14 protein-coding genes are annotated in these 16,947 nt (G+C 74.5%); 7 read left to right on the top strand and 7 right to left on the bottom strand.

Annotation, left to right across the window (positions count from 1 at the left end; all coding sequences use genetic code 11):
• The first annotated feature begins 10 nt into the window (after positions 1–10).
• On the top strand, positions 11–2,209 hold the full coding sequence (locus DEI88_RS07130) for a glycoside hydrolase family 36 protein (protein WP_181441227.1): 2,199 nt from the start codon (positions 11–13) through the stop codon (positions 2,207–2,209).
• 181 nt (positions 2,210–2,390) lie between these two features.
• Entirely contained in the window at positions 2,391–3,611 is a 1,221-nt protein-coding gene (locus DEI88_RS07125; RefSeq protein WP_111048560.1) for a toxic anion resistance protein, read from the top strand.
• 21 nt (positions 3,612–3,632) lie between these two features.
• Here DEI88_RS07125 and DEI88_RS07120 read toward each other — a convergent pair whose 3' ends face one another.
• From DEI88_RS07120 to DEI88_RS07110, 3 genes are read right to left on the bottom strand one after another with little or no spacing between them, the layout of a single operon-like run.
• The gene (locus DEI88_RS07120) at positions 3,633–4,463 is read right to left on the bottom strand and encodes a hypothetical protein (protein ID WP_111036375.1); all 831 of its coding nucleotides are present in this window, start codon (positions 4,461–4,463) and stop codon (positions 3,633–3,635) included.
• Positions 4,460–5,284 (bottom strand): heavy metal-binding domain-containing protein, encoded by an 825-nt coding sequence (locus DEI88_RS07115; protein ID WP_111008766.1) that lies wholly within the window; start codon positions 5,282–5,284, stop codon positions 4,460–4,462. The genes DEI88_RS07120 and DEI88_RS07115 overlap by 4 nt, the downstream gene beginning before the upstream one ends.
• Complete coding sequence (locus tag DEI88_RS07110; RefSeq protein ID WP_111025986.1) at positions 5,281–6,354, bottom strand: heavy metal-binding domain-containing protein; 1,074 nt, start codon at positions 6,352–6,354, stop codon at positions 5,281–5,283. Before DEI88_RS07110 ends, DEI88_RS07115 begins: the two co-directional genes overlap by 4 nt.
• Before the next feature lie 134 nt (positions 6,355–6,488).
• Between DEI88_RS07110 and DEI88_RS07105 the strand changes: the two genes are divergently transcribed.
• Entirely contained in the window at positions 6,489–7,364 is an 876-nt protein-coding gene (locus tag DEI88_RS07105; RefSeq protein ID WP_111072074.1) for a UbiA family prenyltransferase, read from the top strand.
• Positions 7,365–7,383: 19 nt separating this feature from the next.
• On the opposite strand, the gene DEI88_RS07100 is transcribed toward DEI88_RS07105, so the two are convergent.
• Positions 7,384–8,640, bottom strand: coding sequence for an FAD-dependent oxidoreductase (locus DEI88_RS07100; protein ID WP_111025984.1), 1,257 nt, complete (start codon positions 8,638–8,640; stop codon positions 7,384–7,386).
• A 320-nt stretch (positions 8,641–8,960) separates the two neighbouring features.
• Between DEI88_RS07100 and DEI88_RS07095 the strand changes: the two genes are divergently transcribed.
• Both DEI88_RS07095 and DEI88_RS07090 read left to right on the top strand, forming a co-directional pair.
• On the top strand, positions 8,961–10,943 hold the full coding sequence (locus tag DEI88_RS07095; protein WP_220038156.1) for a sugar phosphate isomerase/epimerase and 4-hydroxyphenylpyruvate domain-containing protein: 1,983 nt from the start codon (positions 8,961–8,963) through the stop codon (positions 10,941–10,943).
• Between the two features lie 10 nt (positions 10,944–10,953).
• Positions 10,954–11,253, top strand: coding sequence for a glutaredoxin family protein (locus tag DEI88_RS07090; protein WP_181435967.1), 300 nt, complete (start codon positions 10,954–10,956; stop codon positions 11,251–11,253).
• A gap of 25 nt (positions 11,254–11,278) precedes the next feature.
• On the opposite strand, the gene DEI88_RS07085 is transcribed toward DEI88_RS07090, so the two are convergent.
• Complete coding sequence (locus DEI88_RS07085) at positions 11,279–12,361, bottom strand: glycerate kinase family protein (protein WP_258375067.1); 1,083 nt, start codon at positions 12,359–12,361, stop codon at positions 11,279–11,281.
• Between the two features lie 192 nt (positions 12,362–12,553).
• Here DEI88_RS07085 and DEI88_RS07080 point away from each other — a divergent pair, with 192 nt between their 5' ends.
• The gene (locus DEI88_RS07080; RefSeq protein WP_111072073.1) at positions 12,554–14,026 is read left to right on the top strand and encodes an aminotransferase class I/II-fold pyridoxal phosphate-dependent enzyme; all 1,473 of its coding nucleotides are present in this window, start codon (positions 12,554–12,556) and stop codon (positions 14,024–14,026) included.
• Here DEI88_RS07080 and DEI88_RS07075 read toward each other — a convergent pair.
• A complete protein-coding gene (locus DEI88_RS07075; RefSeq protein ID WP_111008761.1) occupies positions 14,013–14,903 on the bottom strand; it encodes a helix-turn-helix domain-containing protein in 891 nt (296 codons plus the stop codon). The genes DEI88_RS07080 and DEI88_RS07075 overlap by 14 nt on opposite strands.
• A 165-nt stretch (positions 14,904–15,068) precedes the next feature.
• Here DEI88_RS07075 and DEI88_RS07070 point away from each other — a divergent pair, with 165 nt between their 5' ends.
• Positions 15,069–15,935 carry an oxidoreductase gene (locus DEI88_RS07070; RefSeq protein ID WP_220035608.1) on the top strand — a complete coding sequence of 289 codons (867 nt, stop codon included), beginning with the start codon at positions 15,069–15,071 and terminating at the stop codon, positions 15,933–15,935.
• Positions 15,936–15,983: 48 nt separating this feature from the next.
• Here DEI88_RS07070 and DEI88_RS07065 read toward each other — a convergent pair whose 3' ends face one another.
• Positions 15,984–16,946: a helix-turn-helix domain-containing protein gene (locus DEI88_RS07065; protein WP_111012531.1), complete on the bottom strand. Its 963-nt coding sequence runs from the start codon at positions 16,944–16,946 to the stop codon at positions 15,984–15,986.
• Between the last annotated feature and the right edge of the window lies 1 nt (position 16,947).

Here is a 16,947-nt window from a genome sequence, read left to right as displayed (position 1 = left end):
AGGAAGCACCGTGACGCACTTCTCCTGGGAACCCTCATCCCTCACCCTGACGTTCGCCGCCGATGAGGACGGGCCGGTCCGGCTCGTGTCGCTGGCGGGTCCGGCCGCTCCGGCGCCGCGGATCCAGGACGACCTGCTGCCCACGCAGCCCCTCGTCGAGGTGCTCGCGCCCCGGTACGGGCGGCGGAACAACAGCTACCGGTTCGACGGCACCGAACTCGGCGCGGGCCTCCGGTACGTCACGCACGTCGCGACGACCGAGCCCGCGACCGACGGACGGCCCGGGCGCGAGTGCCTCGAGATCCGCCAGGAGCACCCCGACGGGCTCGTCGTGACCTCGCGGTTCGAGCTCGTCGGCGGAGCGCCCGCCGTCCGCACCGCGACGACCGTGTCGCTCCGTGACGGCGCGGCTCCCCTCACGCTCTGGGCGGTCACGAGTCTCGCCACCGGGGCCGTGGTCTCCGAGGACATCGACGACCTCGACATCTGGTCGGCGCGCACCGGGTGGTCCGCCGAGAACCGGTGGGCGCCCACCGCGCTCCGCGCCCCCGGTCTGCCGTCCATCGACCCCGGGGCGCGCGGCGAGACGAGCCGGAACCGCATCGCCGCCACGAGCACCTCGACGTGGTCGTCCGGCCTGTACAACCCCGCGGGTGCCGCCGTCGCCCGGAGCACCGGCCGAACGCTCGCGTGGCAGATCGAGCACAACGGCGCCTGGCACTGGGAGGTCGGCGAGGACCCCGACTGGAACCGGGGCGCGGTGCCGATCGAGGACCGGGTCCGCGCGCCGGAGCCGTACGGACCACCGAAGGGCGACCGCTCCCACGACGGTGCCTACGTCGCGCTGCTCGGTCCCGAGGACGCCGACCACCAGTGGTCGCTCACCCTGACGCCCGACGTGACGTTCACGACCGTGCCCGTCACCGTGACCGTCGCGGCGTCGTTCGAGGACGCCCTCGGGAACCTCGCCACACATCGACGCGCGGCCCGACGACCGCACCCCGTCGGTGACACGCTGCCCGTGGTGTTCAACGACTACATGAACACCCTCGAGGGCGACCCGACCACGGCGAAGCTCCTGCCGCTCGTCGACGCAGCAGCGCGGGCCGGTGCCGAGTACTTCTGCATCGACGCCGGCTGGTACGACGACTCCGCCGGATGGTGGGCGAGCGTCGGCGACTGGCGGCCGTCCACCCTGCGGTTCCCGGACGGCTTCGGCGCGGTCGTCGACCACATCCGAGACCGTGGCATGGTGCCCGGGGTCTGGCTCGAACCCGAGGTGGTCGGCGTCACGAGCACCGCGGCCGAGACGCTCCCCGACGAGGCGTTCCTCCGACGGCACGGCGAACGGATCCGCGAGCACCAGCGGTACTTCCTCGACATGCGCTCCCCGGCGGCACGCGCACACCTCGACGAGGCGGTCGACCGGCTCATCGCCGAGTTCGGCATCGGCTACTTCAAGTTCGACTACAACGTCACGCCCGGCGCCGGCACGGACGTCGGCGCCGAGTCCGCGGGCCAGGGCCTGCTCGAACACGACCGGGCGCTGCTGGCGTGGCTCGGCGACGTGCTCGACCGCCACCCGGACCTGGTCATCGAGAACTGCGGATCCGGGGCCATGCGCTCGGATCCCGCGATGCTCGGCACCCTGCAGCTGCAGTCCACCTCGGACCAGCAGGACCCGCTCCTGTACCCGGCGATCGCCGTCGGGGCCCTCGCACACGTGCTGCCCGAGCAGGCGGGCAACTGGGCGTACCCGCAGCCGACGATGTCGGACGAGGAGATCGTGTTCGCGATGGGTGCCGGACTCGCCGGTCGCCTGTACCTCGCGGGCGTGCTCAGCGGCATGGATGACGACCAGCTCGCCCTGGTCGGTGCCGCCGTGGAGGCCCACCAGGCCACCAAGCACACCCTCGCCCGCGCGGTCCCCCGGTTCCCGACCGGGCTGCCGACGTGGGACGACCAGTGGCTGTCGGTCGCGTTCGACGCCGGTGACGAGACGCTCCTGGTGGTGTGGCGCCTCCCGGCCGCGGCCGGCGACGTCGAGCTCGCCCTGCCGCACCTGGGTGGCAGCGTGCCGACCGTCGAGCAGGTCTACCCGCCCGCCGGCGTCGGCGCGCCCTGGTCCGTCACGCCCACCACCGCCGGGCTGACGATCGGCACCGAGGCGGGGAACGCGCAGGCGCGGATGTACCGGTTGACGGTCTGAGGAGGAACGGCCGCGACGGCGGGCCGCCGCGCCAGGAGCGGGCCGCCGCGCCCGGATCGCGCTGCGCCCGTCGGCCCTGGACGATGACCGTCTTCTCAGGGAGCCGTCCGGCGCACACCACGCCGCCGGCCCTACGCTGGGCGCGGGCGCCGACGGCCGGTCGCCGGAGGGGGAACACCGCATGTCCGAACTCGACCTCGACGCACCGCTGACCCCGCCGGAGCCGACCGGGCAGGAACTCCAGCTCACGCCGCCGGCCGCCGTGCCCGAGGTGGAGCCGGACCAGGCCGTCGGCATGGTGGCCGTCCCCGCCGACAAGCGGTCGGAACTGCAGGACAAGGCCCGGGCCTTCGCCGATGCACTCGCCGCCGAGCAGCCCGGCAGCCCCGAGTTCACGAAGCGGGTCGACGACCTCGTGCGGATGGGCGAACAGGACATCCGGTCGGCGTCGCAGGTGTCGAGCCGCATGCTCGAGCGGCCCGCCACGTCGCTCGCCGCCGCGAAGGGCCAGGGCCCGGCGGGTGATCCGCAGGCGGCGGTGGCCCGGACGCTGCAGGACCTCCGCGAGACCGTCACGGACCTCGACCCCGCGCGCGCCGAGTTGACCGGCGCCCGCCGCCTGCTCGGTCGGTTGCCGGGCGCGAACCGGATCGCCCGGTACTTCCACAAGTACGAGTCCGCGCAGCAGCAACTCGACGCGATCATCACGGCGCTCGTGTCCGGTCAGGACTCGTTGCGCCGGGACAACGCCGCCATCGAGCAGGAGCGGGCGGAGCTGTGGGCCACGATGGGACGACTCGCGGAGTACGCCACGCTGGCGGCCGCCCTCGACGACGCGATCAGCGCGAAGGCCGAGGCGCTCCGGGCCTCGGACGGCCGCGCGGCGGACGCGCTGGTCGCCGACGCGCTGTTCCCCGTGCGGCAGCGGCGGCAGGACCTCGCGACGCAGATCGCCGTGTCCGTGCAGGGGTACCTGGCGCTCGACCTCATCCGCAAGAACAACCTCGAGCTCATCCGCGGCGTCGACCGCGCACGGACGACCACCGTCGCCGCGCTCCGCACGGCCATCGTCGTCGCGCAGGCGCTCGGGCAGCAGCGGCTCGTCCTCGAACAGGTCGCCGCGCTCAACTCGGCGACCGACGCGATGATCGGCCGGACGAGCGACCTGCTCCGGCAGCAGACCGCGGCCGTGCACGAGCAGGCGACGTCGTCCGGGGTCAGCGTCGAGACCCTCCAGCACGCGTTCGACCAGGTGTTCGCGACGATGGACGCGATCGACGCCTACCGAGCGGGTGCCGTGCAGTCCATGGCGACGACGGTGGACGCGCTGGGCGCGCAGGTCGAGCGTGCCCGCGGAGCGCTCGCTCGTTCCCACGCCGAGGACGCGAGCCGGACCGCCTGACGCGCGTGGCAGGCCGGGCGGCTAGGGCAGGTCGAGCCGGGAGGTCCGGAACCGGTCGTCGAGGAAGCGCCCGTTGACGAGGAGGGCGTCGGCGTCGCGTTCGACGGCCGCGTCGCGCATCCGCGCGGCCGCCTGCTCGAGCGCGGTGAGCTGCTGGACGAGCGCCTCGGCCGGGGTCCGGCCGTCGGACAGCCGGTGGTGCGCCGCCCACTCCGCCGGGAGCGCGAGGTACGCCCGCAGCGTCTCGGGCAGGTAGTCGGTCGCCGTCCGGGTGACCACGACCTCGGGTTCGCCGGTGCCGGTGACGCGCGGCAGGGCCTCCTGGAGGGCCGTGGCGATCCGGTCGACGATCGCGGCGGCCGGCTCGGGCACGCGTCCGGCGACGGCCGCGCGGAGCGGGAGCAGACCGCCGGCGACGTCCGACGGGTCGACGCGCACGACGTCGGCGGCCGGGGCGACACCGAGGGCCGCGAGCGCCCGTGCGGCCACGGCCGCGTCGCCGGCGGCGTCCGCGGCCACCGCGGCGACCTCGCCCGCGAACGCCTGGAGCCATGCGCCGAGCGGCATCGCCCGACGCGCGATCACGACGCCGCCCGAGACCTGCGCGGCCTCCCCCGTGAGTCGGTGCCGCTCGAGGCGCAACGTCATGCGCGCGTCGACGCCCTCGAGCCGGAGGGCGGTCACCGTCCCGGGACGCCCGGCGAGGCGATCGCCGAGCGACCGGTCGCGCTCGACCGAGAGCGCCGCGTCGGCCGCGGGGCCGAGCGCGCGCGCGGCGTTCACCGCGAGCGCCTCGACGAGCGCCTGCGGCTCGTCCGCGGACGGCAGGGGCACCGGGAGCGACACGGTCATCGGTCGGTGAGCGGCAGCACGAGCCCCGGCGTGGCGATGACGTGGTCCTCGCGCAGGGGCCGGACCGCGGTGCCGATCGCGAAGAACTCCGTCGTGTGGCCGCCCCACCGGTGCGGCAGCGACAGGAGCTGCACGCCGACGATGCCCTCGGCGTCGAGGTACTCGGCCTCGGTCTGCATCCGGCCCATCGCGAGCTCCCGCGCGTCGTAGAGGGCCTCGGTGTACTGCGGGATCTCGGTGTTCTGGCCGATCGTGCCGAGCGACGCCATCATGCCGCGGTGGGCGATGTGGTAGACACACGTGCCCATGACGAGGCCCTGGGGCGCGTACCCGGCCTGGATGAGGGTCCAGAAGTCCTGCCCGGACAGGTCCGACGTGAACGGCAGGCCCCGGGTGTTGCGCCACTTGCCCGTGGGCGGCGGGGCGTCCGCGACGACGGCGGTGCCGACCGCGACGAACTCGGCGAGGTCGTTGCCGTACTCCTTGAACTCGATCTCGAGCCGGACACCGACGATGCCGTCGGCACCGAGTCGGTCCGCCTCGGCCTCCATGCGCGTCATGGCGAGCTCCCGGGCGTGGTACATCGCCTGGCTGAGCTTGTCGAGCTCCATGTTCTTGCTCCAGCGTCCGGTCTGGATCCCGACGTGGTAGACGCTCGAGCCGAGGACGAGGCCGACCGGACGGAACCCGGCCTGCCGCACGAGCAGGAACTCGTTGACCGACAGGTCCGACGTGAACAGGCGGCGCCGTCCCTCGTCGAGGCGCGCGGTGGCGTCGGCGGGGAGCGGGACGCGGGACAGGTCGGGTCCGGTGGTGCTCATCGGCGGGTGGTTCCTCTCGTGGTGTCGCGGAGCGGGATCACGGTCGTGACGTCGCGCCGGGCGGCGGCCGTCGCGGAGTGGTCGCGGAACGCGTGCATGGGGCCTGGCGCGATGACCGTGCCGGTGAAGGTCGCTTCGGCGTGGAGGTCGACCTCCTCGCCGCACGGGGTGTCGAACTCGCCGAGGCTGCTGCCGGTGATGACGATGTCCGAGCCGTTCAGCGGTGCGGCGCGACGGGTGAGCTGCACCCGGGCGTCGTGACGGGCGGCGTTCACGAGTTCGGTGAGGCCCTCGATCTCGACGTTGCCCGACCAGACGCTCCGCTGTGACTTGAGGAGCGGGTCCTCGTGCTTCGTGGCGATGGAGACGCCGAACGCCATCCCGCGTGGGACCCAGCCCGAGCGGATGAGGGCGGCGACCTCCTCGGCGGTCGACCCGGCCGCCCAGACGTCGCGTGCCGACCGCGCGTGCGGCGAGACCGAGGCGTCGAGCGTGCGCACGGCGGTGCCGGTCGCCGTGAACTCGTGGGTCGCGGTCTCCAGCCGCGTGCGCCGGATGCGGACACCGACGACACCGTCGGCGCCGAGGGCCGCAGCCTCGGCGATCATCCGGTCGAGCGCCCCGTGCCAGGCCTCCTGCACGGCGTGGACGTAGGAGCCGAAGCCGGCGTTCCGGCCGTCGCTCCCCGTGGTGAGGACGGGCGAGGTCCAGGGGACGTACCCGCCGGGCTGGGAGGCGAACGGACCCGAGGCGAAGGGTCCGGACCCGAAGCCGCCCGAGCCGAACGGTCCCGAGCGTCCGAGGGTCGCCGTCCCGGAACCGTTGGGGAAGGCCGAGTACCCGCCGCCGAACGGGATGTTCAGCCCCGACGACCAGATGCCACATCCGCCACCGGCGTAGGCGAGCTGCTCGACCACGCACCCGAAGACCTCGCCGACCGGCGCGAGGTCGACCGCGCGGATCGCGGCCGCGCCGGCGGCGGACAGCAACGACCCGGCCACGCCGCTCGACCGTTGGCGTTCGATGCGGTCGTGCGCAGCGGGCGGCAGCCCCCCGGCCCAGCCGTCCATGCGTTCCCCTCCGTCGGCCCGGTTCGGCGCGCGGACGGCGCGCGGACACGGGAGACCCCGCCAGCATGCCAGGCGCGGGGCGCGCTGGGAACGGCGAGAACGCTCAGGTTCCCGGCAGTCCGTAGGCTGGCGCCGTGACCTCCCGGGTGCGTCTGCTCCTCGCCGCGTCGCACCCGGGTCCGACCGTGGCCGTGACCGTGCTCGCCACGGTGATCGCCGTCGCCGTCGGACACGCGGTGTGGAGCGTGCTCCTCGTCGCGCTCGCGGTGTTCGCGGGCCAGCTGTCGATCGGCCTGGCGAACGACTGGATCGACGCCGACCGCGACCGTGCCGTCGGCCGCAGCGACAAGCCCGTCGCGCGCGGGCTCGTGCCCGTCGCGACGGTCCGCCGCGCGGCGATCGGCACCACCGTCGCCGCGGTGCTGCTGTCCGTACCGCTCGGACTGGTCGCGGGTGCCGCGCACCTCGTCCTCGTCGCCGCGGGGTGGGCGTACGACGCCGGACTCAAGCGCCGCGTGTGGTCCGTCGCCCCGTTCGTCGTCGCGTTCGGGCTGCTGCCGGTCGTGGCGGTGTCCGCCGACAGCGGCCTCGGGCCTGGCGGGATGCCAGCGGTGTGGCCGGCGCCCTGGGCGATCGCCACCGGCGCGGTGTTCGGCGTCGCGATCCACTGCACGAACGTGTTGCCGGACCTCGTCGACGACGCCGCCACCGGGGTCCGGGGATTCCCGCATCGTCTGGGGCTGCACGCGTCGGGCGTCCTGGCGTTCGCCGCGCTCGTCGTGGCGGACGGGCTCGTGCTCGTCGGACAGACGACCGGCGACGACCCCGCGCGGGGTCCGGCGCTCGCCCTGGCGGTCGCGGGCGCGGTCGCGGTGGTCGTCCTCGCCGCGGTGGGCATCCGCCTCGTGCTCACCGGTCCCCCGACGCGCACGCTGTTCCGCCTCGTCATCATCGCGTCGCTCGTGGTCGTGGTGCAGCTGGCGCTCTCCGGCGCACGACTCGCGGCGTGACCCGCCTGGGACGTCGCCCTCAGGCCCACCGCATGGCGTAGACGCGGGCCAGGGCGTCCGCGGTCGGCAGGGCCAGGAGCGTCCGCAGCAGGGCCTCCCGGACCGCGAGCGCGGGGCCGGCAGCCGGTCGCCCGAGCGCCATGTTCAGCTCGGCCTGCCGCGCGGCCCGACGCGCCGCGGCCTGTCGGTGCCGCGCGTACTCCGGCCATGGGCCGGCGCTGCCGGTGGCCACGGCCTGGGCGAGGATCGGTGCGAGCGCGGCCGCGTCGAGCCATCCCAGGTTCATGCCCTGCCCGCCGATCGGACTGATCTCGTGGGCGGCGTCGCCGACGAGCACGACCCGGCCCACCCCGACCCGCTCGGCGGTGCGGCGACGCACCCGGAACGGACTGAGCATGGTGCAGGTCTCCGGGTCCGCCTCGGTGCCGGTGCGCTCCCGGATCGTCCGCGCCAGGTGTGCGGCGGCGCGGGGGTCGGGGTCGTCCGGGTCGAGCGGCCGGCCCGGCGCGCGCGCGTCCCGATCGAGCGATGCGCCGTCCAGCCCGTGCCGGTCGGCGGGGTCCGAGCGGAGCACGACGTACCGGCGGCGACCGCCGGGCAGCGGGAACGACTCGACGACCCCGTGCCGACCGACGTCGACGAGTGCGGTGGTCGCGGGCGACGGGCCCGAGCCGCCGCGACCGGAGCACGGGGGTTCCGCGTCCGCGAAGTCGCCCATGACGTACCGGTCGCGGTAGTCCCGCCCGTGGCTGCGGACCCCGATGCGGTCGCGGACGACGCTCCGGGCGCCGTCCGCTCCGACGACGAACCGTGCGGTCAGCGTGACGGGCCCCTCCGGGCCGTTCCCCTGCGCGGTGACGCGGTCCCGCCGTCGTTCGAGTGCGGTGAGTGTCGTGCCCGTGCGGAGCGATCCCGGGGCGAGGGCCGCGAGACGCTCCCGGAGGATCGCCTCCGTGCGGTGCTGGTCGAGGGTCGCGACGAACGGATGGGTCGACGACGCTCGGGCGAACGACAGCGAGCCGATCGGACGTCCCCCGTTCCGCGCCGTCCCGCGGTCGACCCGCGCCGCCTCCGCGAGCACCGGTGCCGTCGCGCCGACCGCGGCGAGCGCGTCGAGCGACGGCGGGTGGATCCCGATCGCGCGGGAGCCGGACGGCGCTCCGGCGCGCCGTTCCCACACGGCGACGTCGACGCCGGCCTGCGCCAGGAGCGCGGCGAGGAAGAGGCCGACCGGACCGCCGCCGACGACGAGGACGTCCGTGCGCTCCTGCGACATGTCGCCGAGCCTAGTGACGGGACCGCACGGCCGTGCCGGGCCGCTTTACCTCGGTGGTCCGGACGGGCTATCTTCGGCCACACGGGCAGACCATGCTCGCCTTCGACCCGTCCGGAGCCCGAATCCGGCAGCGGGTCCGGTCCGGACACGAGCAGTGTCGCTCGACACGTCCCCACACGCCCCGAACCCGAACGGGAGCACCAGATGACGACGCACGCCCCTTCCGTGCTGCCCACGGCCGTGCCGCCTCCCTCGGCGCGCGTGCGTGCGGGCGCCGCGGTGCCGCCCCGGTCCGTGCACGTCCCCGCGGAGGTCCGGTCGTGAGGGCCGCGATCGCGACGGTGAGCCTCGGTGGCGGGCTCGAGGAGAAGCTCGAGGCAGTGAGCGCCGCCGGGTTCCGAGGCGTCGAGTTGTTCGAGCAGGACCTCGTGACGGGGTGGCTGCGTCCGGAGCAGGTCGCCGCACGCGCGCGTGACCTCGGTCTCGAGCTCGACGTCTACCAGCCGTTCCGGGACCTCGAGCAGGTGCCGGACGACGTGTTCCGTGCGAACCTGCGGCGCGCGGAGCAGCGGTTCGCCCTCATGCACCGGCTCGGGATCTCCACGATGCTGCTGTGTTCCAACGTCGCGACGGCCGTGTCGGACGACGACGCCCGGGCGGTGGACCAGCTCCGGGCGTTGGCGGAGCTCGCGGAGCGGAACGGGGTGACGGTCGCGTACGAAGCGCTCGCCTGGGGCCGGAACGTGTCGACCTACGACCACGCCTGGCGGATCGTCCGCGAGGTCGACCACCCGGCGCTCGGCATCTGTCTCGACAGCTTCCACATCCTGGCCCGCGGCACGGACCTCGGCACGATCGCGGAGATCCCCGGTGAGCGGATCATGTCGTGCCAGGTGGCCGACGCCCCGATGCTCGACATGGACGTGTTGCGCTGGAGCCGGCACCATCGGCTGTTCCCGGGCGAGGGCGACTGGGACCTGGCCGGGTTCCTGTCGCACGTGCTCGACACCGGGTTCGCGGGGACGCTGTCGCTCGAGGTGTTCAACGACGTGTACCGGCAGACCGACCCGACGGTGACGGCACGGGCGGCGCGCCGGTCGCTGCGGGCACTCGAGGACGCGACGCGGGTCCTGCGGTCGGCGTCCGACCGGGACCGCGTGGACGCGGAACCGCGGCCCGACATGGACGAACGGGGCGACACCGGGCGCGGCGCCGAGGAGCCGGGTCGGTCCTCCCGGTCGGCGGCGGTCGGATGGTCAGCGCACGGTCTGGAGGCCCTGCCCGCCGTCCCGGAGCCGGTCACGACCCACGTCGTGCTCGCGCCGGACGCGGAGGGAGCGCTCGTCGCGCTGCTCCGCCGCGCCGGTCTCGCATGCGTGGGGCGGCACCGGACCGGTCGGACGGAGTTGTTCGAGGCGGGCGGCCTCCGGGTCGTCGTCGACGGCGCGCAGGCCGGGCTGGCCGCGCGGGTCGCGGCGGTCGGCCTCGGGGTGGCGGACGCGGCGGCGGCAGCGACGCGGGCCCGGGCGCTCGGGGCGCCGGTGCTGCCCCACGGGTCCGTGCCGGAGGGGACCGACGAGTACGTGGTGCCCACTCCGGAGGGCACCGGCGTGGCGTTCGGTGGCCGCAGCGCGGACGGGACACCGTCCTGGTCCCGGGACTTCGCACCGACCGGCGAACGCGCGTCCGCGGCGGCGTCGGACCTGCTCGGTGTGGACCTGGTCGGGATCACCGTGCCGTGGGACCGCACGGACGAGACGACCGGCTTCCTGCGGGCCGTGCTCGGGGTGGACGGTCCCGTGGCGGCGGACGCCCCGAGGACGGACGGGTTGGCGCGACGGCGGCTCTTCACGACCGGGGCGACGACGACGTCCGGTCCGGCCGTCCGGATCGCGGTGACGACGCCAGCGCCCTCGTCCGATTCGCCGTCACCGACACTCGTCGCGCTCGCGAGCGCGGACGTGGTGGGCACGGTGACCCGGATGCGGGACTCCGGGGTGCGGTTCCTGCCGACGCCGCCGAACTACCACGACGACCTCGCCGCGCGGACCGGCCTGGACGAGGTCACGGTGACGCGGCTCCGGGACGCCGCCGTGCTCGTGGATGTGGACGCATCCGGGACGTACCTGCACGCCGTGGTCGAACCGCTCGGTGGCGTCGTGTTCGAGGTCGTCGAGCGGCGGGGCGGGTACGACGGCTCCGGGGTCGGCGACGCGGCGGTCGTCGCGGCGATGGTCGAGCACCACGGACAGCGCCGCGGGGTCGACCGCCGCGGGGTCGCGCGGCGGACACGTCGCGCGTAACGTCGGGTGCATGACCGATGCCGCAGCACTCGACGCCCGCCTGACCACTCCCGACCGCGTCACCATGTACGGCGCTGCCTGGTGCTCGGACTGCCGTCGTTCCAAGGCGTTGCTCGACCGGCTCGCGGTGGACTACGAGTACGTCGACCTCGAGGCGGTGGCGGACGGCGCCACCCGGGCCGAGGCGATCAGCGGCCGGAAGAGCATCCCCGTCATCGTGTTCCCGAACGGCCGGCACGTGGTCGAGCCGTCGGACGCCGAGCTGACCGAGGAGCTCGCGACGGCCGGCGTCGTGGAGCCGGTGGCCTGACCCACGGACGTGGCGCGCGCGCCGCTCATGCGGCGCTCGCTGCCACCGCCAGCCGCGCCCCGGCCGTGCGGGACCACGCGAGCGCGCCCCGCATCGCCGACGCCCGGTCCGTCAGGTCGGTGAGCGCCACGGCGTGCGCGAACCCACGCGGGTCCACGGCGATCTCCCCCGCCACCAGGGCGACCGGGCGCCGTGCGGCCGCGGCGAGCGCCTGCACGACGGCCACGACCTTGCCGCCCGCGGTCTGACCGTCGAACCGTCCCTCGCCGGTGACGACGAGGTCCGCGTGGAGCACGCGGTCGGCCAGGTCGAGGACCTCGGCCACCGCCTCGCCGCCGAGTGCGATGGTCCCGCCCCAGGCCAGGAGGCCGAACCCGGTGCCGCCCGCGGCTCCCGCTCCCGGGGTGTCCGGGTCGACGTCGGGGAACATCGAGGCCCATCGGCGCAACCGTGCCTCGTGCACGGGGACGCGATCCGGTGTGATGCCCTTCTGCGGTCCGAACACGGCGGCGGCGCCCCGGGGCCCGAGCAGCGGGGCGGTGACGTCGGTCAGGATCCGGACGCCCTCCGGGGTCGGACGGAGCGTGGCGCGGTCCACGGCCTCGATCCGGTCGAGCGCGGCACCGCCGGTGTCGTCCGGCCCCAGCGGTGGGCGCAGGCGGAGTCCGAGTTCCCGCAGCACGCCGAGACCGCCGTCCGTCGAGGCGCTCCCCCCGATGGCGAGGACGACTCCGCGTGCTCCCGCCCCGAGCGCGGCGGCGATCGCGGCACCGAAGCCATGGGTGTGGGCGCTGTCCGGCCGGGGGTGGTCGAGCAGGGTGATGCCGCTCGTCGACGCCAGTTCGACCAGGCCTCGGCCGTCCGGGAGCCGGAGCCACTCGGCGTGCACCGGCCGGTCGTCGGGGCCGCGCACGACGACCGGGACGCGCTCGGCGTCGGGGAACGCGGTGGCGAAGGCGTCGATCGTGCCCTCGCCGCCGTCGGCCATCGGTGCGAGGTCGAGGACGTCACCGGGCCGCTCGGCGCGCCACCCGTGGGCGAGCGCACGGGCGATGGACGCCGCCGACGCCGTGCCCTTGAACGCGTCCGGAGCGACGAGCACGCGCATCAGGGCCGACCCCGGTCGGGTCCGCTGCCGCCGCTCGCGCCGTCGCTCACGTGGCACACGCTACTGCCGGCGCGCTGGTGCGTCCCTCGGGCGCGCGCTGGTGCGTTCCTCACGCGCGCTGGTGCGTCCCTCGGGCGAGGGCCCGGGACGGTTCCTGGATCGTGGTCGCCGGGCGGACGGTAGACGGGGTGCATGAGCGACGAACTCGACCAGGCCGACGCACCGTTCCTCGACGCCCTCCGGGACTACCACGGCCGCGACCGCTACGGGTTCTCGCCGCCCGGGCACCGGCAGGGCCGCGGGATCGACGCGGACACCCTCGCCGTGCTCGGCAAGGACCCGTTCCGCGACGACGTGCTCGAGAGCGGCGGCCTCGACGACCGGACCTCGTCGAACGGCTACCTGCCCACGGCCGAGGCCCTCATGGCCCAGGCGGTGCACGCCGACACCGTGTTCTTCTCGACCTGCGGCAGCTCCTTGTCGGTCAAGGCCGCGATGCTCGCCGTGGCGGGTGTCGACGGCGGGATCATCATGCCGCGGGACGCGCACAAGTCCGTGACCGCGGGCCTGGTGTTCTCCGGACTCCAGCCGTACTGGGTGACGCCGCGGTTCGACACGGACCAGCACATCTCGCACCCGGCCTCCCCCGAGGACTACCGCGCCGTGTGGCAGGAGCACCCCGACGCCGCGGGCGCGCTCGTGGTGAGCCCGACGCCGTACGGCACCTGCGCGGACATCGAGGGCATCGCCGCCGTGTGCCACGAGTTCGGCAAGCCGCTCATCGTCGACGAGGCCTGGGGTGCGCACCTGCCGTTCTCGGAACTCCTGCCGACGTGGGCGATGAACGCCGGCGCGGACGTGTGCGTGACGAGCGTGCACAAGATGGGTCTCGGGTTCGAGCAGGGGTCCGTGCTCCACCTCAAGGGCGACCTCGTCGACCACGACCACCTGTGGGCGTGCGCGGACATGCTCATGACGACCAGCCCGAACGTGCTCATCTACGCGGCGATGGACGGCTGGCGTCGGCACATGGTGCGGGACGGGGCGGGCCTCATCCGGAGCGCCGTCGACCTGGCCGACCGCACGCGGGACCGCATCGAGGCGATCGACGGGATCCACGTGCTCCGTGACGAGCTCCTCGGCGCCGAGGCGTCGCACCAGCTCGACCCCATGCGGATGCTCCTCGACGTCCACGAGCTCGGGATCACCGGGTACCAGGGACTCGACTGGCTCCGCGAGCACCACCGCATCGACCTCGGCCTGTCGGACCACCGGCACCTCGGCATCGACATCTCGGTCGCCGACGACGCGTTCACGACCGACCGGCTCGTGCACGGGCTCGAGTCCCTGGCCGCGTCGGCGTCGGAGCTGCCACGGTCGCCCGAGGTGCGGATCCCCGACCCGTCGACGCTGCTGCTCGAGTCCGTCGTCACCCCGCGCCGGGCGTTCTTCGGCGAGTGCGAGAACGTCCCCGCCGAGGAGGCCGCGGGGCGGATCGCCGCCGAGCAGGCGACCCCGTACCCGCCCGGCGTCCCCGCGTACGTGCCCGGGGAACGCCTGACCGCCGAGGTGATCGACTACCTCAGGAGCGGGCTCGAGGCGGGCATGGTGCTCCCCGACCCGACCGACGGCAGCCTCGGCACGATCCGGGTCATGGTCGAGTGAGGTCCTCCGCTGCGGCGGGCCCGGCCGCAGCGGCGGTCGTCGTCGTCGCGGGCGCCGTCGTCGCGGCGAGCGATCCGAGCAGCGCGAGCGCGGCCTCCGATGTCGACCCCGGCTCCGCGTGGTACAGGACGAGCACCTGACCGTCCGTGCCGGTGACCGCGAGCTTCTCGCGCAGCAGCGTCATCGGTCCGACCTCGGGGTGGACGAGTTCGGTGGGGGCACCCTCGACCGGGCGGACGTCGTGGCGCGCCCACAGGGTGCGGAACAGCGGACTGCGGAGCGACAGCTCCCCGACGACCTCGACGCACCGGGGATCGTCCGTCGCCGCTCCCACGGAGGCGCGGAACCCGGCGACGAGGCGGGCGACCGCGCGGTCCCAGTCGCGCCAGAGCTCCCGCTCGGCCGGGTCGAGGAACACGTCGAGCAGGCGGTTCCGCCCGGGCCGGAAGCCGGGGGCGAGGGCTGACGCGTGCCGGTTCGCGGCGAGCACGTCGAACGTCCGGGTCTCGACGAACGCGGGGATACCGAGGGACTCGAGGAGCATCGCGACCCCGGAGGGGACCCGGTCCGGTCCGGTGCGACGGGTCGGAGCACGGTGTGCGCGCTGCGCCGCGAGCGACATGAGGTGATCGGTCGCGGGCGCGTCCAGGCGGAGCGCGTCGGCCAGCGCGGCGAGCACCTGGGCCGACGGGTTGCGGTCGCGACCCTGTTCGAGCCGCAGGTAGTAGTCGGCGCTGACACCGGCGAGCATCGCGACCTCCTCACGCCGGAGCCCGGGGACGCGGCGGAGGCCGCGGACGGTGAGACCGACGTCCTCGGGTCGGACCTGCTCCCGTCGCGCGCGGAGGTACTCGCCGAGCGGGTTGCCGTCGTCCATGTCCGGCAACGCTAGTCGTCCTCCCGGACCGCGTTCCTGGTCCTGCCGTCCCCAGGAACGCAGGGACGTTCCCGCCGGACGGGCGACACGGCCAGCATGGTCCACGGACGAGGGGACGACCGCGCCAGCCCCGGCCGGCACGTCCTCGTCCGGAGAGGACCCATGATGACCACCACACTCCCCGGCGGCACCTACCGCCTGGCCGACGACCTCGAACTCACCCGCTTCGGGTACGGCGCGATGCAGCTCGCCGGTCCGAACGTGTTCGGCCCGGCCCGCGACCACGACGAGGCGATCGCGGTGCTCCGCACCGTCGTCGAGCTCGGCGTCACGCACATCGACACCGCGGACTTCTACGGACCGTTCGTGACCAACGAGCTGATCCGGGAGGCCCTGCATCCCTACCCGGAGCAGCTGACCATCGTCACGAAGGTCGGCTCCGTCCGTGGCGACGACGGTGCCTGGATCCACGCGAACGAACCGGACCAGCTCCGCACCCAGGTCCACGACAACCTCGAGCGGCTCGGCGTCGACACCCTCGACGTCGTCAACCTGCGCGTCGGGGGCTTCGACTCCCCCGAGCCGGGATCGATCGGGGAGCGCTTCGCCGCGTTGGCCGACCTGCAGCAGCAGGGGCTCATCCGCCACCTCGGGCTGAGCACGGTGAGCCGCGAGCAGTACGACGAGGCCCGAGCGATCGCCCCGGTCGTCACGGTGCAGAACTTCTACAACATCGCGAATCGACAGGACGACGCCTTCGTGGACCTGCTCGCGGAGCACCGTGTGGCCTACGTCCCCTACTTCCCGCTCGGCGGGTTCACGCCCCTGCAGTCCGACGTGCTCGCCTCGGTCGCTGACCGCCTCGACGCGACCCCGATGGCCGTGTCGCTCGCCTGGCTGCTGCAGCGGTCACCGAACGTGCTGCTCATCCCCGGTACGTCCTCGGTCGCCCACCTGCGCGAGAACGTGGCGGGCGCGGCGCTCGACCTGCCGGAGGACGCCGTCCGCGAACTCGACGCGATCGCGGGCTGACCGAACGGGCTGGCGGCGGGTCTCCCGGGCGCCCGGGGCACGCCGTCGTCAGTCGGCGCGCAGGGTCTCGCGGGGCGACCGCCCGTACTCGCGGAGGTACTGCGTGGCGAACCGGCCGGGGTTGCTGAACCGCCAGTGCGCGGCCACCGCGGCGACCGTCGTGCCGGAGCCGTCCCGCGCGAGCAGGAGTGCCTCGTGGGCTCGCCGGAGTCGCTCACGACGGAGCGCGGTCATCGGGCTGTGGCCGAGCTGCCGGAGGAACGCCGCCTGCAGACCCCGGGGACTCATCCCGGCTGAGGCCGCGATCTCGTCGACGGACAGCTCTTCGGCGGCGTGGGCCTGGATGAACTGCAGGGCCCGGCGCACGCCGATGGGCGAACCCGCTCCCGGGTCGACCGGCACGGGAGTGGCCTGCCGGTCGACGAAGGCCTCGACGAACGCGGCGACCAGGACGTGGAACGTGGCCGCGCGCACGATCGGGCTGTCGACGAGCATCCCGCTCGCGGTGACCTGCCGCACGTGGTCGGCGACGGCCTGCCAGTGCAGTCGGGCGACCTCGCCGTCCGGTGCGTCGTGCACGCGCAGGGCACCGGGCGGCAACCCCATCGTGTCGAACTCCCGGCGCGCGTCCTCCTCGCGGAGCACGATCTGGCGGAACTCGGCGTCCTCCCAGACCACGCGCTTGCGTCCGTCGCGGGGGAACAGGAGCGGCGTGGCGTCGGACCGGACGAGGGTGCCGGCGGCGGTGCTCACCTCGACCCGTCCGGCGTCGAGCGCGATGACGGACCAGAACGGCAGCGGCTGGGACTCCATGACCAGCCGACCCTGCACGCGGACCCGGGCGACCGCGAACCGCCCCTGCCCGGTGACCTCCTGCCGGAACCGGAACGGCCCGTCGGCGACCTCGACGCGCTCGACGTCGAAGGCGTCCCGGAGCGCGACGAGGGCACGGTCCGCCGAGTCGGTGTCGACACGGACGGACCGCCCGGAGCTGAAGAAGACGTTGCGCATC

It is taken from the genome of Curtobacterium sp. MCBD17_003 (genome assembly GCF_003234885.2).
In the GTDB taxonomy this organism is placed as follows: domain Bacteria; phylum Actinomycetota; class Actinomycetes; order Actinomycetales; family Microbacteriaceae; genus Curtobacterium.
The sequence above is the reverse complement of the archived record's forward strand: the minus strand, read 5'-3'. Positions and strand labels throughout refer to the sequence as shown.